The organism is Mesorhizobium sp. WSM4310, from assembly GCF_007003935.1.
Taxonomy (GTDB): domain Bacteria; phylum Pseudomonadota; class Alphaproteobacteria; order Rhizobiales; family Rhizobiaceae; genus Mesorhizobium.
Window position 1 is genome coordinate 23,186 of the sequence record NZ_VFTA01000037.1, and the last position, 20,592, is coordinate 43,777.

The window sequence follows — 20,592 nt, forward strand, 5'->3', positions numbered from 1 at the left end:
GCCGGAATAGCCTTGGATTCAGGGCACAAAGCCGAAGGCAAAGGCGAGCGGCAACGCCGCCAGGACCAACTCCACCACAATGGAAACCCAATTGAAAGGTGTGTTGGCGCCATCCGACATCATCGACAGCAGCCGGCCGAAGGCCGTGAACAGCCAGGAGAAGCCGAGCGCCATGTAAACCAATGGCTGCGCCAAGAGAATGCAGCACAGGCCGACGCCGAGATAAAAGCCCGACATCCTGCCACGCCCCTCTGCGATCGCCGCCGCCTTCTCCGGTTTCGCCTGCAGGCGCAGGATGCGGAAGGCCAGCCCAGGCGCCAGGAAAAACAGAAACCCGAGCAGCACGGTGAAGACGGCGCTCGACCAGGCCAGCCATTCGCCCTGGCTCGTCGGCCATGGAAGCGCAAAATCCATGCTGTCCCCTCGAAATGCCTGTTTTGAAATTCCGGGCATTCTAACCGAGGAAAAGCGCCGCGCCAGATGGCATCAGGCACTTTCAAGGCCATGCCAGGAAAAGTGTGAAACGTTTTCCCGGGAAAAACGCATAGCGTTTTCCCTAGGCAATTGCGTCAGAATAAAAAGCGGGCGCATCAACCGAGCGCGAATTCCACCGCCGCCTCGGCATGGATGCGTGTCGTGTCGAAAACCGGAATGTCGAAATCATCCTGTCCGATGAGCATGGTGATCTCGGTGCAGCCCATGATGATGCTGTCGGCGGCCTCGTCACGCCGAAGGCGTTCGGCCTCTTCCATGTAGGCCGCCTTCGAAGCTTCGCTGACGATGCCCTGACAGAGCTCGTCATAGATGACGCGATGCACCATGTCGCGCCCGGCCGCATCGGGCACGACAGGCGACAGGCCGTATTTGTCGGCGAGCCGGCCCTTGTAGAAATCCTGCTCCATGGTGAAGCGCGTCGCCAGCAGCGCCGGGCGCTGCATGCCTGTGCGCTTGACCGCGGCCGCAGTGGCGTCGGCGATATGGATCAAGGGGATCGACACCGACGCCTGCACCTGGTCAGCCAGTCTGTGCATGGTGTTGGTGCACAGAACCAGGCCTTCCGCACCGCCCGCCTCCAGCTTGCGCGCGGCATCATTCAGAAGCACGCCGGCGCCGTCCCAATCGCCATGATGCTGCCGCTCGGCGATCTCGGCGAAATCGAACGACCACAAAAGCAGCTTGGCCGAATGCAACCCGCCGAGGCGCTCGCGCACGATCTCGTTGAGCAGGCGATAGTAGATGGCGGTCGATTCCCAGCTCATGCCGCCGAGCAAGCCAAGGGTTTTCATGTGATCTTCCATTTCTCGCTGGTCAGCAGCCTATCGCCGATATGGCGACCTTACAAAAAGCTCTGCGGATCGATGTCGACCTGCACCCGGACCGAACCTCGCTGCTTCGGCCCGTTGGCCAGCATGGCGCGGATAAAGCCCTGCATGTCGGCGCGCCGTTCGCCCTGGATCAGCAGGCGGAAGCGATGGCGGCCGCCGAGCAGGGACAGCGGCGCTTCCGCCGGCCCCAGCACGAACAGGTCTGCCGCCTCGGGCGCGGCGCGGCGCAGGCCGCGTGCATGCCCTTCCGCTTCCGCCCGCGTCACCGCGCTGACGATGACGCCGGCCAGCCGGCCGAACGGTGGCAGCGCCGCCCGCTCGCGCTCGGCGATCTCGCGTTCGTAAAAAGCCTCGGCATCGCCCGAGACTATCGCCCGCATCACCGGATGGTCGGGCTGGAAAGTCTGCAGCAGGCCGAGGCTCTTCTTGCCGGTGCGGCCGGCGCGGCCGGTCACCTGGCTGAGCAGCTGGAAGGTGCGCTCGGCGGCGCGCGGATCGCCATTGGCAAGGCCAAGATCGGCATCGACGACGCCGACCAGCGTCATGTTGGGAAAATTGTGGCCCTTGGCGACGAGCTGTGTGCCGATGACGATGTCAGCCTCGCCATCGGCGATCGCCTCCAGTTCCAGCCGCAGCCGCCGCACGCCGCCCATCAGGTCGGACGACAAGACAATGGTGCGCGCATCGGGGAAATGCGTGACGACCTCCTCGGCGATGCGCTCGACGCCCGGGCCGCAGGCGACCAGATGATCGAGCGTGCCGCATTCCGGGCAGGCTTCGGGGCGGCGCTCATTGTGCCCGCAATGATGGCAGACCAGCTGGCCGCGAAAGCGATGCTCGACCAGCCAGGCCGAACAGACCGGGCAGCCGAAACGGTGGCCGCAAACGCGGCACAGCGTAAGCGGCGCATAGCCGCGCCGGTTGAGGAACAGCAGCGACTGTTCCTTCTTCGCCAGCGTCTTGCCCATATGGTCGATCAGCACCGGCGACAGGAAGCCGCCACGCGCCGGTGGCGCGCGCCGCATGTCGATCGACTTCAGCTGGGGCAGCGCCGCCTCGGCGAAGCGGGCGGAGAGAATGGCCCTGTTGTACTTGCCCTGGCTCGCATTGACGCGGCTCTCGACCGATGGCGTCGCCGATGCCAGCACCACCGGGAAGCCGCCAATATGGCCGCGCACCACCGCCATGTCGCGCGCATTGTAGAAGACACGGTCCTCCTGCTTGTAGGCAGGGTCGTGCTCCTCGTCGACGACGATCAGGCCGAGCTCCTTGAACGGCAGGAACAGCGCCGAGCGCGCGCCGGCAACGACGCGCACCGTGCCTTCCGCCACCTGCCGCCAGACTTTTTCGCGCATCTTCGGCGGTAGGTCGGAATGCCATTCGCCTGGCTTGGCGCCGAAGCGCTGCTGGAAGCGTTCGAGGAAGGCATGGGTCAGCGCGATTTCCGGCAAAAGGATCAGCACCTGCTTGCCCTGGTCGAGCGCGGCCGCCACCGCCTCGAAATAGACCTCCGTCTTGCCAGACCCGGTGACGCCGTCGAGCAGCGCGACGTTGAAGGCGCCGGCCGCGACATTGGCGCGCAGCATCGATGCGGCGTCGCTCTGGTCCGGCATCAATTCCGGCACGGCATAGCTCGGGTCAGGTGCTGCCACGACCGGGCGCGGCGGGATCATCACCGCCTCGAACACGCCTTGCGCCTTCAGCCCCTCGATCACCGTCGACGACACGCCGGCCGCATGCGCGAGGCCGGATCGTGTCCAGGCCAACCCGCCTTCGGCCGTTTCCAGCACGCGCGCCCGCGCATCCGTCATCCGGTCGGGAACGATAAGGGTGCGCTGCAACCCCTCGATCCAGGGCTCCGGGTCGAAGGCCTCCGGCGCTCTGAGCAGCATCCGCGCCACCATGCCCGGCGCCGACAGCGTGTATTGCGCCACCCAGTCGACGAAACGGCGCATCGAACGGTCGATCGGCGGGCAGTCGAAGACCTGTTCGATCGGGCGCAGTTTTTTCGCGTCGACAGTCTCGACCGCGCCATCCCAGACGATGCCGGCAACCTGGCGCGGCCCGAGCGGCACGCGCACGATCGACCCCGGCACCACGCGCATGCCGGCCGGCACGGCATAGGTGTAGGGGCGTTCGGCAGGCATCGGCACCAGCACCGGCGCGGCTGCGACAAAGGGCGAATCTTCGATCATGAGGCGTGACCTTGCCCCGACTTTGGTCTAGATCAAAGAGCAACGCTGAACGTGCCTTCCCAAGCACGACGAAATCGTCAGGAGACCGCCATGAAATTTTTCGTCGACACCGCCGACATCAAGGAAATCCGTGAGCTGAATGATCTGGGGCTGCTCGACGGCGTCACCACCAATCCGTCGCTGATTCTCAAATCCGGCGGCAAGATCGCCGACGTCACCAAGCAGATCTGCGATATCGTCGCCGGCCCGGTCTCGGCCGAAGTCGTGGCGACCGAATACAAGGACATGATGGCGGAGGCCGAGGTGCTGGCCAAGATCGCGCCCAATGTCTGCATCAAGGTGCCGCTGACGCTGGACGGCCTGAAGGCCTGCAAGACGATCCGCACCCAGATGAACCGCATGGTCAACGTCACGCTGTGCTTCTCGGCCAACCAGGCGCTGCTCGCCGCCAAGGCCGGCGCCTCTTTCATCTCGCCCTTCGTCGGCCGCATCGACGACACCGGCTCGGACGGCATGGAGCTGATCCAGGAGATCCGCCAGATCTACGACAATTACGATTTCCAGACCGAGATCCTGACCGCTTCGGTGCGCACGGTGAACCACGTCAAGCAAGCGGCCCTGATCGGCGCCGACGTCATCACCGCGCCGCCGGCGACGCTGAAGGCGCTGGTCAACCATCCGCTGACCGACAAGGGTCTCGCCGCCTTCCTCGCAGACTGGGCCAAGACCGGCCAGAAGATCGGCTGAGATCGCACTGCTTCAATGAGAAAGGCCGGGCGACCGGCCTTTTTTGTTATGTGTCGGAAGAAGCCCGATCGCCGCAAGGGCCGCCGATCATTCCGTGCCGTCGTCGTCGGGCGCGGCTGCCGGCGGGCGCCGGCCCATGATGATTTCGCGCTTGCCGACATGGTTGGGCGCGCCGACCAGGCCTTCCTTCTCCATGCGCTCGACCAGGGATGCGGCCCGGTTGTAGCCTATGCCGAGACGGCGCTGGATGTAGGACGTCGAACACTTCTTGTCGCGCACCACCACCTTGACCGCCTCGTCATAGCTGGAATCGCCGTCCTCAGCGGCGACCGATCCCTTGTCGAAGACCGCGCCCTGGTCGTCCTCGACTTCTTCCTCGTCCTCGTCGGCGGTCACCGTCTCCAGATATTCCGGGCGGCCCTGCGCCTTCAGATGCGCCACGACATGTTCGACCTCGGCGTCGGAGACGAAGGGGCCATGCACGCGCGAAATGCGCCCGCCACCCATCATGTGCAGCATGTCGCCCTGGCCGAGCAGCTGTTCGGCGCCCTGCTCGCCCAGGATGGTGCGGCTGTCGATCTTGGAGGTGACCTGGAAGGAGATGCGGGTCGGGAAGTTGGCCTTGATCGTGCCAGTGATGACGTCGACCGAGGGGCGTTGCGTTGCCATGATCAGATGGATGCCGGCCGCGCGTGCCATCTGCGCCAGGCGCTGGATGGCGCCTTCGATCTCCTTGCCGGCGACCATCATCAGGTCGGCCATCTCGTCGACGATGACGACGATGTAGGGCATCGGCGCAAGATCGATTTCCTGCTGCTCGAACAGCGGCTCGCCGGTGCCCTTTTCGAAGCCGGTCTGCACGGTCATGACGACCGCCTCGCCCTTGTCGCGGGCCTGGGCGGCGCGCTCATTGTAGCCGTCGATGTTGCGCACGCCGAGCCGCGCCATCTTGCGATAGCGGTCCTCCATCTCGCGCACCGCCCATTTGAGCGCGGTGACGGCCTTCTTGGGATCGGTGACGACGGGCGTCAGAAGATGCGGGATGCCGTCATAGACCGAGAGTTCCAGCATCTTCGGATCGACCATGATCAGCCGGCATTCTTCCGGCTTCAGCCGGTAGAGCAGCGACAGGATCATGGTGTTGATGGCGACCGACTTGCCGGAGCCGGTGGTGCCGGCGACCAGCAGATGCGGCATCTTCGCCAGTTCGGCGATGACGGGCTCGCCGCCGATCGTCTTGCCGAGGCAAAGCGCCAGCTTGCAGCTGGTCTTGCGGAAGCCCTGCGATTCGATCAGTTCGCGGAAATAGACGGTCTCGCGCGTCTCGTTCGGCAGCTCGATGCCGATGACGTTGCGGCCGGGCACGACGGCGACGCGCGCCGAAATCGCCGACATGGAGCGGGCGATATCATCGGCAAGACCGATGACGCGGGACGATTTGACGCCCGGCGCCGGCTCGAACTCATAGAGGGTGACGACCGGACCCGGGCGAACGTGGATGATCTCGCCGCGCACGCCGAAATCCTCGAGCACGCTCTCCAGGAGATCGGCATTCTGCTCGAGCCGCTCCTGCGACATATAGAAGCCCTGCCCTTCCGGCGGCTGCTGCAGCAGCTCTTCCGAGGGAAGTTCGTACGCCTCGCCCGTCGTGGCTGGCACGATCTTGCCGGCCAGAGGCAGCGGCGAAGAGGCGCGCCCGGCCGGAACCTGCACGGTGTCCTCGGCGCCTTGCGCCGGAGCGGCATTGCCCGCGACGGCGGGCACTGCGACCCGCGCCTGGGTTCGCTTCGGCACACCACCCGCCGCCGGCTGAACCACCGCTTCGTTGGAGTTGGCCGGACGGACATCCGACGAGGCGGACGAGGCCTGCTGGCCTGGAAGGCAGTCGATGACACGGAACAACGCGGTCGGGTCGGCCGTCGGCGCGGCGCGAACATCGACCCGCCCGGCGGCGACCGGCGCGGCGGCGCGCTGAACCGGGACGGCTCGCGACGCGGGCGACGAACCTTCGATCATGTAAGGCGCCATGAGCTCGAAGAAGACGTGATCCGACAGATAGGGCCAGCGGACGGTTTCGCGGTCGGTTGTCTTGACCGGCGCCGCCATTCCCTGGGCAGACGCGGCCGGTGCGGATGCACGTACCGGCGCAGCGGTCCCCGGACCGGCCGTCACCAGGGTCCGCGCCTTTTCGCTGGCATGCCTTGGCGGAACGGATGCCGAGGCCGGTGATCTTTCATGCATCACGGCTTTGTTGCCGGCGGGCGGCCGGGCGGCTTCCAAAGCGGCGTTCCGGCTTTTCATCGCCGCCGACAGTGACGGGGACGGGACCATGGACGACGGCGCAGCCGCGGCAGGCTGTGCGACGGCTTGCCGCGCCGGCGGCGCCGGCGATTCGCCTTGCTCGGAGGTGATCTGGCGCGGATGGCGTGCGCTGGCTTCGTAGTCCGGCGTGCGGGTAAACCGCACATTGGGCGCCAGGAAGAAATACTCCTGCCAGGCGGGACTTTCATTGCCGCCGAGATCGACAGGTGGCGGGAAATTGCCGCCCGCGGTCGCGCCGGGCGGCTGGCCGTCCACCTTGCCGCTCACGCCGTTGAAACGCTTTCCCTCGGGGTCATCGGGCGAAGCTGGCTTCAATGAATTGACCCGAGGAAAACGCTTGGATTCCATTCTCAAGACTCACTCTGAAATGTCCGCTGAGCAATAGGGAGCGAGTGGTTAACAGTTGCTTCCCGCCAGCGCTTTTGGAGCGGTCGAAACGTATCTTTCGCGGCGATGTGAGGTGATCGGAATTCGAGCGGCTGATCGCCGTTCAGCGGTCGCCCGCGCATCCCAGTGCATCGGGCCAAGGGCGGGTTGAAAATATACTGCCCGGCCGCTGCGAGGCGGCCGGACACCAGGATCGAGATGGCGTTTCCGTGAAACGAAGAGTGGCGCTAGCTGGCCGCCTTGCCGTGCCTGACCAGATCCTGGGCGATGGACAGCTGCAGCGCCTCGGCCAGTTCGCGCGCGGCGCGGTTCTCGGCGTCGATCTGCGCCCTGTACGAGGCAAATTCCTGGCGCGGCCTGTCGAAGGACGAGGTAATCGAGCGCTTGCCGACGGTGATGACGGCGCCGGTTTTCGCATCGGTCAGCGTATAGTTGGCGGTCAGCGTCACCGAGCCGGCGGTCGGCTCGTCCTCATCGGTGCCGACCTGCACGAGGGCCGAGGATTCAACAGATTCGGCCACGCTGAGATTAAGCGAATAAAGCGGCGAAGCCGGTTCGCCGGCGCCTCGCCCGAAGCCGAAGATCAGATTGTTGCGCACCTGCTGGGCATAACGCGTCCTGACCGGCTTGATGGCGATCGACGCCAGCTCGGCATTGGCGGTCGAGCCCGTCGACAACGGCGCGTTGGAATAGAGCGGCCGCACCGTGCAGGCCGAAACCAGAGCCAGCGAGCCGACAAGGCCGGCGAGCGCGACTCGGCGCAGCAGACGGCTCAGCTCTGTCTTTTCCCGATCAGGCAACGACATTGACGATCCTCTGCGGTACGATGATCACCTTGCGCGGAGCCTTACCTTCGAGTGCTTTCTGCACGAAGTCGAGAGCCAATACCGCTTTTTCGACCGCACCTTGGTCCGCGTCGCGGGCAATTGTCAAATCCCCCCGCTTCTTGCCGTTGACCTGCACCGGATAGGTCACTTCGTTGTCGACGACCAGCGCCGGGTCGAAGACCGGCCATGGCCGTTCGGCGACCAGATCGGTGCCGCCGAGCGTCTCCCAGCACTCTTCTGCCAGATGCGGCATCACTGGCGCGATCAGATGCACCAGGATCTCCACCGCCTGGCGGCAGGCGCTCTGCAGTGCCGGATCGGCCTTGCCTTCCGCCACCTGGTTGAGCGGCGTGGTCAGCACATTGGCCAGTTCATAGATGCGGGCGATGGCGCGGTTGAAGCCGAGCTTCTCGATGTCCTCGCCGACCGCCTTCAGGATCTTGTGCGTGGCCTTCGACACCGCTCCCGCCTCGCCGGCGTCGGCCGCCGCGGGCTTGACGCCCGCCAGCGTCTCGGCCGCCGTCGACACCAGCCGCCAGATGCGCTGCATGAAGCGGTGCGCGCCGGCGGCGCCATCGTCGGTCCACTCGACATCACGCTCGGGCGGCGAATCCGACAGCATGAACCAGCGCGCCGTGTCGGCGCCGTAGCCGTCGGTAATGTCTTCCGGGCTCACCGTGTTCTTCTTCGACTTCGACATCTTCTCCAGCGGGCCGATGGTGACAGCCTCGCCGGTGGCGATGTCGAAGGCGCGGCGTTCGCCGTCGACGCCCTCCAGCCGCACTTCGGTCGGCGCCAGCCAGCGGCCGTTCGAAGCCGATCCGACGCGGTAGGTCTCGTGCACCACCATGCCTTGCGTGAACAGGCCCTTGAACGGCTCCGCCAGATCGACATGGCCGGTCTCGCGCATGGCGCGGGTGAAGAAGCGCGAATAGAGCAGATGCAGGATCGCATGCTCGATGCCGCCGATATACTGGTCCACCGGCAGCCATTCGTTCGCCGCCCTGGGATCGGTCGGCTCATGCGCCCAGGGCGCGGTGAAGCGGGCGAAATACCAGGACGAATCGACGAACGTGTCCATCGTATCGGTCTCGCGCCGCGCGTCCTTGCCGCATTGCGGGCACTTTACATGCCGCCAGGTCGGATGCCGGTCGAGCGGGTTGCCCGGCCGGTCGAAATCCACATCGTCGGGCAGCTTGACCGGCAGGTCGGCCTTCGGCACGGGCACCACGCCGCAATCCTCGCAATGGATCATCGGGATCGGGCAGCCCCAGTAGCGCTGACGCGAAATGCCCCAGTCGCGCAGGCGGAAATTCACCTTGCGCTCGGCCATCGGCCGGTTGCCGATCGTCCTCTGCTCCAGCAGCTTCGCCACTTCGTCGAAGGCGCGGTCCGGCTTCATGCCGTCGAGGAAGCGTGAATTGATCATCACCCCGTCGTCGACATACGCTTCTTCCGTGATCTGGAACGACTTCGCATCGCCGCCTTCCGGCATCACCACCGGGATCACCGGCAGGCCGTATTTGTTGGCGAAGTCGAGGTCGCGTTGGTCGCCGGACGGACAGCCGAATATGGCGCCGGTGCCGTATTCCATCAGCACGAAATTGGCGACGTAGACGGGCAGCGTCCAGCTGTCGTCGAAGGGATGGACGACGCGGATGCCGGTGTCGAAACCCTTCTTCTCGGCCGTCTCAAGTGCGGCCACCGACGTGCCCATATGGCGGACCTCGTCGATGAACTTCGCCAGCGCCGGATTGGTCTCGGCGGCCTTTTTGGCCAGCGGGTGATCGGCGGCGACGGCCATGAAGGAGGCACCGAAGATCGTGTCGGGCCGCGTCGTGTAGACTTCCAGCTCATGCTCGCCGGCAACATCGGAGGCCAAAGGCCAGCGGATCAGCAGGCCTTCCGAGCGGCCGATCCAGTTCTGCTGCATCAGCTTCACTTTTTCCGGCCATTCGTCGAGGCCGTCGAGCGAATCCAGCAGGTCCTGCGCAAAGTCGGTGATCTTGAAGAACCACTGCGTCAGTTCGCGCTGTTCGACCAGCGCTCCGGAGCGCCAGCCGCGCCCGTCGATGACCTGCTCGTTGGCGAGCACCGTCATATCCTCCGGGTCCCAGTTGACCTTGGAGGATTTGCGCGTCACCAACCCCTTCTCGACGAAATCGAGGAACAGCATCTGCTGGCGGTGGTAGTAGTCGACGTCGCAGGTCGCGAATTCGCGCGCCCAGTCCAGCGACAGGCCCATGACCTTGAGCTGCTCGCGCATGGTAGCGATGTTCTGGTAGGTCCATTCCTTGGGGTGGACCTTGTTCTGCATCGCTGCGTTTTCGGCCGGCATGCCGAAGGCGTCCCAGCCCATCGGATGCAGCACGTTGAACCCCTTGGCCCGCTTGTAGCGCGCCACCACGTCGCCCATCGTGTAATTGCGGGTGTGACCGATATGGATGCGCCCCGACGGATAGGGGAACATCTCCAGCACATAGTATTTCGGCTTCGGGTCGTCATTGCGCGCTTCGAACAGCTTCTTTTCGGCCCAGGCCTTCTGCCATTTGGGTTCTGACGCGCGCGGATTGTATCGTTCGGTTGCCATGGGACGTTTTTCACTTAAAAGCAGGCGCGAACCGCGGGCGACTGGCTCCGCGGTTCAGGGAATGTGGTCCGGGTGTTCACCATGGTTTGGCAAACCCGTCAACCATATGGGCATCGCGGCGGCTAAAAACGCGGGTCAAAACAGCGGGATTTGCATATGGGTGACACCGTTCAGCAGTTTTTCGCGGTCAAGGCGAAGATCGCCGCCGCCGAGCAGGAGGCCCGCCGCGAGGCCGGCGCGGTGACGCTGGTGGCCGTCTCCAAGACCTTTGACGCCGCCGACATCCGGCCGGTGATCGAGGCCGGCCAACGGGTCTTCGGCGAGAACCGCGTGCAGGAAGCGCAAGCCAAATGGCCCGATCAGAAGCAGGCTTTTCCTGACATCGAGTTGCATCTCATCGGTCCGCTGCAATCGAACAAGACCAAGGAAGCGGTGGCGCTGTTCGACGTCATCGAAACGATCGACCGCGAGAAAATCGCCGCCGAACTCGCCAAGGAAATCGCCAGGCAAGGCCGCGCACCGAAGCTCTATGTCCAGGTCAACACCGGCTCCGAGCCGCAGAAGGCCGGCATCGAGCCGCGCGCGGCGATCGCCTTCGTCGCCCGCTGCCGCGATGTCCACGGCCTCGCCATCGAAGGCCTGATGTGCATCCCGCCGGCCGACGAGAATCCCGGCCCGCATTTCGCCCTGCTGGAAAAGCTTGCCCGCGAGGCCGGCGTCGCCAAGCTGTCGATGGGCATGTCCGGTGACTACGAGACGGCCATCGCCTTCGGCGCCACCAGCGTCAGGGTCGGCTCGGCGATCTTCGGCAGCCGCTGATACGCACGCCTTTGGGCCAGTTCGGCAAGCCGGCTGCGCCACGACTTGAAACGAAACGTACCGTTCCTATTTGTTTTGTGTCATCACACATTTCTCCTGGAGCTTCGCCATGCGTTACAACCAGCTTGGAAATACGGGGATGTTCGTCTCCGAACTGTGCCTCGGCACCATGACCTTCGGCGCCGCCGGGCAGAATGCCCAATGGGGGCTGATCGCCAGCCTCGACCAGAAGGGCGTCAACGAGATCGTCGGCCGCTCGATCGCCGCCGGCGTCAATTTCTTCGACACGGCCGACGTCTACTCCTTCGGCGAGTCCGAGCGCCTGCTCGGCCAGTCGCTCAGGGATCTCGGCGTCAAACGGTCGGACGTCGTCATCGCCACCAAGGTGCATGGGGCCATGGGCCAGGGTCCGAACGAGCGCGGTTCCTCGCGCGGCCACATCATGGATTCGGTCGATGCCAGCCTCGAACGGCTGCAGCTCGACCATATCGATCTCTATCAGCTGCACGGCACCGACGCGGTGACGCCGATCGACGAGACGCTACGGGCGCTGGACGACCTCGTTGCCAGCGGCAAGGTCCGCTATGTCGGCGTTTCCAACTGGGCGGCATGGCGCATCGCCAAGGCGCTCGGCATCGCCGACCGCAAGGACTTCGCCCGCTTCGAGACCATCCAGTCCTACTATTCGATCGCCGGCCGCGACCTTGAGCGCGAGATCGTGCCGCTCATCAGCGAAGAAAAACTCGGCCTGATGGTGTGGTCGCCGATGGCGGGCGGCCTGCTTTCCGGCAAGTACGGTCCTGGCGCGCCCGGCAATGGCGAGGGCCGCCGTGCGTCCTTCAACTTCCCGCCGGTCAACGAGGACCGCGCCTGGGCGGCCGTCGCCGTCATGCGCGAGATCGCCAGAAAGCATGACGTCAGCGTTGCCACGGTGGCGCTCGGCTATGTCCTGGCCAAGCCCTTCGTGATGAGCGTCATCATCGGCGCCAGCCGCATGGACCAGCTCGAACAGAACCTCGCCGCGGCTGAAGTGAAGCTCGACGCGGACGATCTCGCCAGGCTCGACGAGGTCAGCGCGCTGCCATCCGAATATCCCGGCTGGATGCTGGAGCGCCAGGCGGCCGGCCGTCGCCCGGCGCCGTTCGTGCCGAAAGCATAGTAGCTGCCAGCGCAGTTATCTCGGGAGCCCGGCGGCTCCCGAGTGTCCTGTCAGGCCAGCCGCACACTCTCTCCCAGAAAATCGAGAAAGGCCCGCACCCGCGCCGGCAGATGCCGGCCCTGGCCGACATAGACGGCGTGGGTCGCCTCCTCGTCGCCCGGATTGAAATCCTCCAGCAGCGCCACTAGCCGCCCGACAGCGATATCGGCCGCGACATGCCAGCGCGCCAGCCGGGAGATGCCCGCTCCGGCCAGCGTCATCAGCCGCATCGCCTCGCCGTCGCTGACCAGCGTGTTGCCGGTGATCGGGACCATGACCGCGTTGCCGGCAGCGTCGACAAACGGCCAGCCATCAATGTGCCTGACGAAGCCGAAGCCCATGCGATTATGCCCATCGAGATCGGCCGGCGTCAGCGGCTTGCCATGCGCTTCGAGATAGGACGGGGCCGCTACCACCACCACCGGGCTTTGCCCGAGCTTGCGCGCCACCAGCCGCGATTCGCCGAGCGGCCCGGCGCGGATGGCGACATCGGCGCGTTCGGCCATCAGGTCGATGACGCTGTCGGTCAGCACCAGATCGACCGAAATTTCGGGATAGCGTTCGAGGAAGCGCGGCAACAGCGGGATCAGCCGGTGCACGCCGAAGGGCACGTAGGTGTTGACGCGCAGCCGCCCGCGCGGTGCGGCACCCGCCGCCGCCTCGCGCTCGGCCGCGGCCATGTCGGCCAGGATACGCAATCCGCTGTCGTAGAACGCCGTTCCCTCCGGCGTCAGCTGCAGCTTGCGTGTCGAGCGGCTGACCAGCCGCGCGCCGAGCCGGGCTTCCAGACGCGCGATCAGCTTGCTGACGGCTGATGGCGTCATGCGCAACATGCGCGCCGCCGCCGAGAAGCTACCCGCCTCGACCACGCGCACAAACACTTCGATCTCGCCGGAGCGGTTGATGTCGGGTCTGGCCATTTGTGAATCTATTTCACAGAAAATGTGCCCAATGCAAGTCTGGTTCACAGTGCATGGCGACACGATCTTTTGGCTCGGAGCGCGGTTTGGACAAGGCGCTCGTCGCCAAAGTGGGAACCGCCATGCCTCTTGCTCTCTACGCCCTCGCCGCCGGTGCCTTTGGCATTGGCGTCACCGAATTCGTCATCATGGGTCTGCTCATCGACGTCAGCAAGGACCTCGGCGTCTCGATCTCGGCCGCCGGCCAGCTCATTTCGGGCTATGCGCTGGGTGTCGTCATCGGCGCGCCGCTGCTCACCATCGCCACCGGCAACTGGCCGCGCAAGACCGTGCTGCTGGCGCTGATGGCGATCTTCACGCTGGGCAATCTCGCCTGTGCGCTGGCGCCCGATTATTGGACCCTGATGGGCGCGCGGATCATCACCGCCTTTGCCCATGGCACGTTCTTCGGCGTCGGTTCTGTCGTCGCCACCGGCCTGGTCGCGCCCAACAAGAAGGCGTCGGCGATCGCGCTGATGTTCACCGGGCTCACCATCGCCAATATCCTCGGCGTGCCCTTCGGCACCTGGCTCGGCCAGGCCTTCGGCTGGCGCGCGACCTTCTGGGCGGTGACCTTGGTCGGCCTGGCGGCGTTCGCCGTCATCCTGGCCCTGGTGCCACGCAGCGAGGTCGCGCCCGAAAAGAGCGACCTGCGCGCCGACCTTGCCGTGCTGCGCCGCACGCCGGTCCTGCTCGGCCTCGCCACCACCGTGCTCGGCTATGCCGGCGTCTTTGCCGTCTTCACCTACATCGCTCCGCTGTTGACCGAGATCAGCGGCTTCAAGGAAGCCGCCGTGTCGCCGATCCTGCTCGTCTTCGGCGGCGGCCTCATCGCCGGCAACCTCGCCGGCGGCAAGGTCGCCGACCGCTGGCTGGTGCCGGCGGTGCTGGGCAGCCTCGTGGTGCTCGCCGTGGTGCTGGCGACCATGAGCTTCGCCATCCACAGCCAGGTCATGGCCGTCATCTATGTCGGCCTGCTCGGCGCCGCCGCCTTCGGCACCGTGGCGCCGCTGCAGATGTGGGTGCTGGACAAGGCGCAAGGCGCCGGCCAGAGCCTTGCCTCCTCCTTCAACATCGCCGCCTTCAATCTCGGCAATGCCGCTGGCGCCTGGCTCGGCGGCGCGGTCATTGCTCATGGCCTTGGACTGGGTTCGCTCACCTGGGTCGCCGCCTTGCTGCCGGTCGCGGCACTCGGCGTGGCCGGGCTGGCCCTGCGCCTTGATCGCGCCAACGCGCTCGGCGCGCCCGTCTCCGTCCGACCCTGACGCACGTCGGCGGACCGGTTTTTTCGACACCCCTTTCCAAACCACCAGGAGTAAGAAAATGGACTATCGACGTCTCGGCGCATCGGGCCTGAAAGTGCCCGCACTCTCATTTGGCGCGGGAACCTTTGGCGGCTCCGGTCCGCTGTTCGGCGCCTGGGGCAACAGCGACGCCAGGGAAGCGCGGCGGCTGGTCGACATCTGCCTGGAATCCGGTGTCAATCTGTTCGACACCGCCGACGTCTATTCGAACGGCGCATCGGAAGAGGTGCTCGGCGAAGCCATCAAGGGCCGGCGCGATGCCGTGCTGATCTCGACCAAGACGTCCTTGCCGATGGGTGATGGGCCGGCCGACTACGGCTCTTCCCGTTCACGACTGATCAAATCCGTGGACGCCGCGCTGAAGCGCCTCGGCACCGACTATATCGACCTGTTGCAACTGCACGCCTTCGATGCCGGCACGCCGATCGAGGAAGTGCTGTCGACCCTGGACGAGCTCGTGCGCGCCGGCAAGCTGCGCTATGTCGGCGTCTCCAACTTCTCCGGCTGGCAGGTGATGAAGTCGCTTGCGGAGGCCGACAAGCACGGTTATCCGCGTTACGTCGCGCACCAGGTCTACTATTCGCTGGTCGGCCGCGACTATGAGTGGGAACTGATGCCGCTCGGCCTCGACCAGGGCGTCGGCGCGCTGGTGTGGAGCCCGCTCGGATGGGGGCGGCTGACCGGCAAGATCCGCCGCGGCCAGCCGCTGCCGGAAAAGAGCCGGCTGCATGACACCGCAAGCTTCGGCCCGCCGGTCGAGGACGAACATCTCTACCGGGTGATGGACGCGCTGGACGCGGTGGCGCGGGAAACCGGGAGGACCGTGCCGCAGATCGCCATCAACTGGCTGTTGCAGCGCCCGACCGTTTCCTCCGTCATCATCGGCGCCCGCAACGAGGAACAATTGCGCCAGAACCTCGGCGCCGTCGGCTGGGCCTTGACGCCCGAACAGGTGAAGAAACTCGACGCGGCAAGCGAAGTGACAGCGCCCTATCCGTATTTCCCCTATCGCCGCCAGGAAGGTTTTGCCCGGCTCAACCCGCCGGCGGTTTAATTAAGTCTCGGTCCTACGTTCCGGGACCGCCATTGCAGCGGAGCAGAATTCTGCACCGCAGCGGCGCTCGGAAGTCGCGGCATGGATCCCTTGGGCTGCGGAGCAGTTCCAGGGGTCTGCGCCGCGTCGCTACGCTCCTTGCTCCGCCCGTGGATGACGAAGTGAAGGGCGTTTCCGCCAGTCACTAGCGGTCGATAATGCCTGCGCTACAGCCCCTAATGCAGCACGAACTCGCCATCCACCTTGCGCCATTCGTTCGGCGCGATCAGCTTCTGGTGCGTGTAGACAACCGAGTGCAGCGGCCCGTCGAGCTTGGCCTTCCAGAATTCGATGAATTTGATCAGCACCGGAAACGTCGGAGCGAGGTCGTAGTCCTGCCAGATGAAGCTCTGCAGCAGGTGGGGATGGTCGGGGAAATGATAGAGAATCTTGGCCGTGGTCAGGCCATAGCCTTTGAGCATCAGGTCCATTTCGGCATGGTCGCGCATTGCTGCCCCCTTGGCGGTCCCTTGGTTGAGTCTCCTTTCCTCCCAACGTCAGATTGTGCGCGCCGTTGCTTAACTGTCTATTGATTTTTCCTGATCGAAACAGGCTTTTCGACGCGAAAACATACAGTTAGCAGCGAGCTAAGCTGAGTGCTGACAACGTCCGCCAATGCCCCTGCGGCATCCCGCCACGCAAATCCAACGTCTAATATTGCCGTAACGCCGGAACTGGTAATAATGCCGCCGAATTCGCGGCCGCTTCGCCGCGATCCAGCCGGCGGTTCAAGGCGGCGGATTGGTTTGGGAGGAAAGTCAGGAATGTCCGAGGTTCATGTCCATCGCGTCCAGCCGGCGTGGAAGAAGAACGCGCTGATCGACAACGACACCTACCTGAAATGGTATGCCGACAGCATCAAGAACCCGGACAAGTTCTGGGGCAAGCACGGCAAGCGCATCGACTGGTTCAAGCCGTTCAGCAAGGTCAAGAACACCTCCTTCGACGGCAAGGTCGCGATCAAATGGTTCGAGGACGGGCTGACCAATGTCTCGTACAATTGCATCGACCGCCATCTGAAGAAGCGTGGCAACCAGACCGCCATCATCTGGGAAGGCGACAACCCCTACGACGACAAGAAAATTACCTACAACGAGCTCTACGAGCACGTTTGCCGGCTCGCCAATGTGATGAAGAAGCACGGCGTCAAGAAGGGCGACCGCGTCACCATCTACATGCCGATGATCCCGGAAGCCGCCTATGCGATGCTGGCCTGCACGCGTATCGGCGCCATCCATTCGATCGTCTTCGGCGGCTTCTCGCCCGATGCGCTGGCCGGCCGCATCGTCGACTGCGAATCGACCTTCGTCATCACATCGGATGAGGGCCTGCGCGGCGGCAAGTCGATTCCGCTGAAGGAGAACACCGACAAGGCGATCGACATCGCCGCCAAGAACTTCGTCATGGTGAAGAACGTCCTCGTCGTGCGCCGCACCGGCGGCAAGATCGGCTGGGCGCCGGGCCGCGACCTCTGGTATCACGACGAGGTCGCGACGGTGAAGGCCGAGTGCAAGCCCGAGAAGATGAAAGCGGAAGACCCGCTGTTCATCCTTTACACCTCAGGCTCGACCGGCAAGCCGAAGGGCGTGCTGCACACCACCGCCGGCTATCTCGTCTATGCCTCGATGACGCACCAATATGTCTTCGACTACCATGACGGCGACATCTACTGGTGCACCGCCGATGTCGGCTGGGTCACCGGCCACAGCTACATCGTCTATGGCCCGCTCGCCAACGGCGCCACCACGCTGATGTTCGAGGGCGTGCCGAACTACCCCTCGCAGGCGCGCTTCTGGGAAGTCATCGACAAGCACAAGGTCAACATCTTCTACACCGCCCCGACCGCGCTGCGCGCGCTGATGGGCGCCGGCAACGATCCGGTCAAGAAGACCTCGCGCAAATCGCTGCGCGTGCTCGGTTCGGTCGGCGAGCCGATCAACCCGGAAGCCTGGGAGTGGTATTTCAACGTCGTCGGCAACGGCAAGGTGCCGATCGTCGACACCTGGTGGCAGACCGAGACCGGCGGCATCCTGATCACGCCGCTGCCGGGCGCCACCGACCTCAAGCCCGGCTCGGCGACGCGGCCCTTCTTCGGCGTCAAGCCGCAGCTGGTCGACGGCGAAGGCAAGGTGCTGGAAGGGGCGGCCGACGGCAATCTCTGCATCACCGATTCCTGGCCGGGCCAGATGCGCACCGTCTATGGCGATCACGACCGTTTCGTGCAGACCTATTTTTCCACCTACAAGGGGAAGTATTTCACTGGTGACGGCTGCAGGCGCGACGCCGACGGCTACTACTGGATCACCGGCCGTGTCGACGACGTCATCAACGTCTCCGGCCACCGCATGGGTACGGCGGAAGTCGAATCGGCGCTGGTCAGCCATGACACGGTGTCCGAGGCCGCCGTCGTCGGCTATCCGCACGACATCAAGGGCCAGGGCATCTACAGCTACGTCACCTTGATGAAGGGGGTGGGGCCGACCGAGGAACTGCGCAAGGAGCTCATCGCCCACGTCCGCAAGGAGATCGGCGCCATCGCTTCGCCCGACAAGATCCAGTTCGCTCCCGGCCTGCCCAAGACACGCTCGGGCAAGATCATGCGCCGCATCCTGCGCAAGATAGCCGAGGACGATTTCGCCACCCTGGGCGACACCTCGACACTCGCCGATCCGGCCGTCGTTGACGATCTCATCGCCAACCGGCAGAACAAGAAAGGCTGAAAACGACTGGTCGAAGGTCGCGGGAAGCCCGGCCAACGAGAGACCAGCGGAATGAATGATATCGGCACTGTCGCGCAGCTCTGGCGCTATCCGGCGAGTTCACTCGCCGGCGAGCGCCAGGACGCCATCCTTGTCGGACCGGCGGGCATGGCGGGCGACCGCATGTTCGGCCTCGTCGATGTCTCGGACAACGAGATCGCGAGGCCCGACCGCGAGGCGAAATGGCACAAGGTGCCGCGCATTCGCACCCGGCTGGCCAATGATCGCGACCTGGAGATCGCCGTCCCTGGCGGCGACTGGGTGAGCGCACCCGGCGCCGAATGCGACCGTGCCATATCGGCCTATCTCGGCTTCGCCGCCTCGATCCGGCCCTTCGGCCGGGAGAATGCGCCGCCGGCCTATGCCGGTCCGGTCACCGCCGCCCGCTACAGCAAGGCGCCTATCCACCTTTTGACCACGGCGTCGTTGGCGCGCCTGAAGGCGCTGCATCCGGATGGCGCCGCCGATCCGCGCCGCTTCCGCCCCAACGTCGTCGTCGACATGGCGGCGGTGGAAGGCTCGTTCCCCGAAACGGAATGGATCGGCCGCAAGCTCGCGATCGGCGATCTGCTGGTGACCATTTCGGAGCCTTGCCGCCGCTGCGGCTTCACCATCATCGCCCAGGACGGCTTCGACCACGATCCCGGCATCCTGCGCAATCTGGTCCGCCACAACGCGCACAATCTCGGCGTCTACTGCACAGTGGATCGGCCGGCCGGTATCAAGGTCGGCGACGCGATGCGTTTTCTGTAGCTACCGATAAAGGTCGGCCCGTGTCGGCGGCAGGCCGCTTGGCCCCCGCGCGCGCTTGGTGACGACTGTCTGGAAAATCTGCGCCGAGCCGCGATCGAAGGTGATCGAACAGCCGGTGAGATAAAGCAGCCAGAGCCGTGCCTTGGGCTCGCCAACCTCAGCGATCGCCTCATCGAAGCGGGCCTGCAGGCGCTCGGCCCACAGCCTGCAGGTGCGGGCATAATGCTCGCGCAAATTCTCGACGTCGGCGACGAGGAAACCGTGCGCCTCGAGATTCCCGAGCGTCATGCCGATGGTGTCGAGCTCGCCGCCCGGGAAGATGTATTTGATCAGCGCCCTGTATTCCGGTCCTTTGCGCAGGGTCTTCTTCGGGTCGCCCTTGCTGCGCCGCGTGATGGCGTGGTGCAGGTAGATGCCGCCGGGCTTCAGCAGACGGTGGACGGTCGAGAAATAGGCCGCATGGTTGGCGAGGCCCAGATGCTCGAACATGCCGATCGACGATATCTTGTCGAACGTGCCGGAAAGCTCGGCGTAGGATTTTATCTCGATGGTGATGCGGTCCTCGAGCCCCTCGGCGCGGATGCGTTCGCGCGCCAGCTTCGTCTGCGCTTCCGACAGCGACACGCCACGGCCGACGACGCCGTAATGCTTCGCCGCGTGGATCAGCATCGCCCCCCAGCCGCAGCCGATGTCGAGCAGGCTTTCGCCCGGCTTCAGCCGGAGCTTGCGGCAGATGTGGTCGAGCTTGTCGATCTGCGCCTGGTCTATGCCGTTGGCGAAATCCCTGAAATAGCCGCAGCTGTAGACCATTCGTTCGTCGAGGAAGAGCCGGTAGAAAGCATTCGAAATGTCGTAGTGATGCTGGATCGCCTCCTTGCTCGAACCGCTGACATAAGGATTGTGTCCCGATAGATCGGTGCGTGCCGTCATCTGCTTTCGCGAAAGCAGCACGGCCGGGAGGTCGCGCAGAATCGCCAGCTTCGGCAGCGATCTGAGCTTTGTCTTCAACTTACCTTGCGAAGGCAGGGCGTAGAAATCGAACAGCGATCCCTCTTCGATATCGACGGTTTTGGAAATCCACATCTCGACCAGCGTCGAGAAAGTCGGCCGACGGGCTAGTTGCCAGACGATATCCTGGTCGTTGATGGCAAGCACAGGACCGCCGGCGGGGCCGATCCGTTCCCCGGTCCATAGCCTGACGGCAAAGCCCGGCTGCAGCGCCCCGATCACGGTTCGTACGATGCGCGCGGCTCTCTCGGTGGCGTCCATGGTCCCTCCCGTGACCGATAACGCCATGTTGTCCGTTTTGGCCGG

General features: G+C 64.8%; 16 protein-coding genes. 7 read left to right on the forward strand and 9 right to left on the reverse strand.

Features of this window, described 5'->3' with window-relative positions; all coding sequences use genetic code 11:
• Positions 1-18: 18 nt before the first annotated feature.
• The 3 genes from FJV80_RS28700 to FJV80_RS28710 all read right to left on the reverse strand — a co-directional run bounded on the left by FJV80_RS28700 (position 19) and on the right by FJV80_RS28710 (position 3,520).
• Positions 19-414 carry a DUF4345 family protein gene (locus FJV80_RS28700; RefSeq protein ID WP_095793986.1) on the reverse strand — a complete coding sequence of 132 codons (396 nt, stop codon included), beginning with the start codon at positions 412-414 and terminating at the stop codon, positions 19-21.
• A 176-nt stretch (positions 415-590) separates the two neighbouring features.
• Positions 591-1,286, reverse strand: a complete 696-nt coding sequence (locus tag FJV80_RS28705; RefSeq protein WP_095794004.1) for an aspartate/glutamate racemase family protein — start codon at positions 1,284-1,286, stop codon at positions 591-593.
• 50 nt (positions 1,287-1,336) lie between these two features.
• Positions 1,337-3,520 carry a primosomal protein N' gene (locus FJV80_RS28710; RefSeq protein ID WP_142878053.1) on the reverse strand — a complete coding sequence of 728 codons (2,184 nt, stop codon included), beginning with the start codon at positions 3,518-3,520 and terminating at the stop codon, positions 1,337-1,339.
• A gap of 90 nt (positions 3,521-3,610) precedes the next feature.
• On the opposite strand from FJV80_RS28710, the gene fsa reads away from it, so the two are divergent.
• A complete protein-coding gene (gene fsa, locus FJV80_RS28715) occupies positions 3,611-4,267 on the forward strand; it encodes a fructose-6-phosphate aldolase (RefSeq protein WP_095775831.1) in 657 nt (218 codons plus the stop codon).
• An 87-nt stretch (positions 4,268-4,354) separates the two neighbouring features.
• On the opposite strand, the gene FJV80_RS28720 is transcribed toward fsa, so the two are convergent.
• From FJV80_RS28720 to leuS, 3 genes are all read right to left on the reverse strand, one after another.
• Positions 4,355-6,937, reverse strand: coding sequence for a DNA translocase FtsK (locus FJV80_RS28720; RefSeq protein ID WP_142878054.1), 2,583 nt, complete (start codon positions 6,935-6,937; stop codon positions 4,355-4,357).
• Positions 6,938-7,203: 266 nt separating this feature from the next.
• A complete protein-coding gene (gene lptE / locus FJV80_RS28725; protein ID WP_142878055.1) occupies positions 7,204-7,782 on the reverse strand; it encodes an LPS assembly lipoprotein LptE in 579 nt (192 codons plus the stop codon).
• Positions 7,769-10,393 carry a leucine--tRNA ligase gene (leuS, locus tag FJV80_RS28730; protein ID WP_142878056.1) on the reverse strand — a complete coding sequence of 875 codons (2,625 nt, stop codon included), beginning with the start codon at positions 10,391-10,393 and terminating at the stop codon, positions 7,769-7,771. The genes lptE and leuS overlap by 14 nt, the downstream gene beginning before the upstream one ends.
• A gap of 156 nt (positions 10,394-10,549) precedes the next feature.
• On the opposite strand from leuS, the gene FJV80_RS28735 reads away from it, so the two are divergent.
• Together FJV80_RS28735 and FJV80_RS28740 are read left to right on the forward strand one after the other, a co-directional pair.
• Complete coding sequence (locus FJV80_RS28735; protein WP_142878057.1) at positions 10,550-11,212, forward strand: YggS family pyridoxal phosphate-dependent enzyme; 663 nt, start codon at positions 10,550-10,552, stop codon at positions 11,210-11,212.
• 109 nt (positions 11,213-11,321) lie between these two features.
• A complete protein-coding gene (locus tag FJV80_RS28740) occupies positions 11,322-12,371 on the forward strand; it encodes an aldo/keto reductase (RefSeq protein WP_142878058.1) in 1,050 nt (349 codons plus the stop codon).
• Between the two features lie 50 nt (positions 12,372-12,421).
• Here FJV80_RS28740 and FJV80_RS28745 read toward each other — a convergent pair whose 3' ends face one another.
• A complete protein-coding gene (locus FJV80_RS28745) occupies positions 12,422-13,330 on the reverse strand; it encodes a LysR family transcriptional regulator (protein WP_142878059.1) in 909 nt (302 codons plus the stop codon).
• A gap of 122 nt (positions 13,331-13,452) precedes the next feature.
• Between FJV80_RS28745 and FJV80_RS28750 the strand changes: the two genes are divergently transcribed.
• Together FJV80_RS28750 and FJV80_RS28755 are read left to right on the forward strand one after the other, a co-directional pair.
• Positions 13,453-14,634 carry an MFS transporter gene (locus tag FJV80_RS28750; RefSeq protein ID WP_142878066.1) on the forward strand — a complete coding sequence of 394 codons (1,182 nt, stop codon included), beginning with the start codon at positions 13,453-13,455 and terminating at the stop codon, positions 14,632-14,634.
• 58 nt (positions 14,635-14,692) lie between these two features.
• Complete coding sequence (locus FJV80_RS28755) at positions 14,693-15,727, forward strand: aldo/keto reductase (protein ID WP_142878060.1); 1,035 nt, start codon at positions 14,693-14,695, stop codon at positions 15,725-15,727.
• 215 nt (positions 15,728-15,942) lie between these two features.
• On the opposite strand, the gene FJV80_RS28765 is transcribed toward FJV80_RS28755, so the two are convergent.
• Positions 15,943-16,215, reverse strand: a complete 273-nt coding sequence (locus FJV80_RS28765) for an usg protein (RefSeq protein WP_095775840.1) — start codon at positions 16,213-16,215, stop codon at positions 15,943-15,945.
• 315 nt (positions 16,216-16,530) lie between these two features.
• On the opposite strand from FJV80_RS28765, the gene acs reads away from it, so the two are divergent.
• Positions 16,531-18,486, forward strand: a complete 1,956-nt coding sequence (gene acs, locus FJV80_RS28770) for an acetate--CoA ligase (protein WP_095775841.1) — start codon at positions 16,531-16,533, stop codon at positions 18,484-18,486.
• Positions 18,487-18,537: 51 nt separating this feature from the next.
• Positions 18,538-19,278, forward strand: a complete 741-nt coding sequence (locus FJV80_RS28775; protein ID WP_095790275.1) for an MOSC domain-containing protein — start codon at positions 18,538-18,540, stop codon at positions 19,276-19,278.
• Here the strand turns inward: FJV80_RS28775 and FJV80_RS28780 are convergent, their stop codons facing one another.
• A complete protein-coding gene (locus FJV80_RS28780) occupies positions 19,279-20,547 on the reverse strand; it encodes a cyclopropane-fatty-acyl-phospholipid synthase family protein (RefSeq protein ID WP_095775843.1) in 1,269 nt (422 codons plus the stop codon).
• Between the last annotated feature and the right edge of the window lie 45 nt (positions 20,548-20,592).

Coding starts and splice junctions, on each gene's coding strand:
- FJV80_RS28775 (WP_095790275.1), top strand. CDS start 18,538: ATGAATGATATCGGCACTGTCGCGCAGCTCTGGCGCTATCCGGCGAGT.
- FJV80_RS28765 (WP_095775840.1), bottom strand. CDS start 16,215: ATGCGCGACCATGCCGAAATGGACCTGATGCTCAAAGGCTATGGCCTG.
- FJV80_RS28780 (WP_095775843.1), bottom strand. CDS start 20,547: ATGGACGCCACCGAGAGAGCCGCGCGCATCGTACGAACCGTGATCGGG.
- acs (WP_095775841.1), top strand. CDS start 16,531: ATGTCCGAGGTTCATGTCCATCGCGTCCAGCCGGCGTGGAAGAAGAAC.
- leuS (WP_142878056.1), bottom strand. CDS start 10,393: ATGGCAACCGAACGATACAATCCGCGCGCGTCAGAACCCAAATGGCAG.
- FJV80_RS28745 (WP_142878059.1), bottom strand. CDS start 13,330: ATGGCCAGACCCGACATCAACCGCTCCGGCGAGATCGAAGTGTTTGTG.
- FJV80_RS28750 (WP_142878066.1), top strand. CDS start 13,453: ATGCCTCTTGCTCTCTACGCCCTCGCCGCCGGTGCCTTTGGCATTGGC.
- FJV80_RS28755 (WP_142878060.1), top strand. CDS start 14,693: ATGGACTATCGACGTCTCGGCGCATCGGGCCTGAAAGTGCCCGCACTC.
- FJV80_RS28740 (WP_142878058.1), top strand. CDS start 11,322: ATGCGTTACAACCAGCTTGGAAATACGGGGATGTTCGTCTCCGAACTG.
- FJV80_RS28720 (WP_142878054.1), bottom strand. CDS start 6,937: ATGGAATCCAAGCGTTTTCCTCGGGTCAATTCATTGAAGCCAGCTTCG.
- fsa (WP_095775831.1), top strand. CDS start 3,611: ATGAAATTTTTCGTCGACACCGCCGACATCAAGGAAATCCGTGAGCTG.
- FJV80_RS28735 (WP_142878057.1), top strand. CDS start 10,550: ATGGGTGACACCGTTCAGCAGTTTTTCGCGGTCAAGGCGAAGATCGCC.
- lptE (WP_142878055.1), bottom strand. CDS start 7,782: ATGTCGTTGCCTGATCGGGAAAAGACAGAGCTGAGCCGTCTGCTGCGC.
- FJV80_RS28705 (WP_095794004.1), bottom strand. CDS start 1,286: ATGAAAACCCTTGGCTTGCTCGGCGGCATGAGCTGGGAATCGACCGCC.
- FJV80_RS28700 (WP_095793986.1), bottom strand. CDS start 414: ATGGATTTTGCGCTTCCATGGCCGACGAGCCAGGGCGAATGGCTGGCC.
- FJV80_RS28710 (WP_142878053.1), bottom strand. CDS start 3,520: ATGATCGAAGATTCGCCCTTTGTCGCAGCCGCGCCGGTGCTGGTGCCG.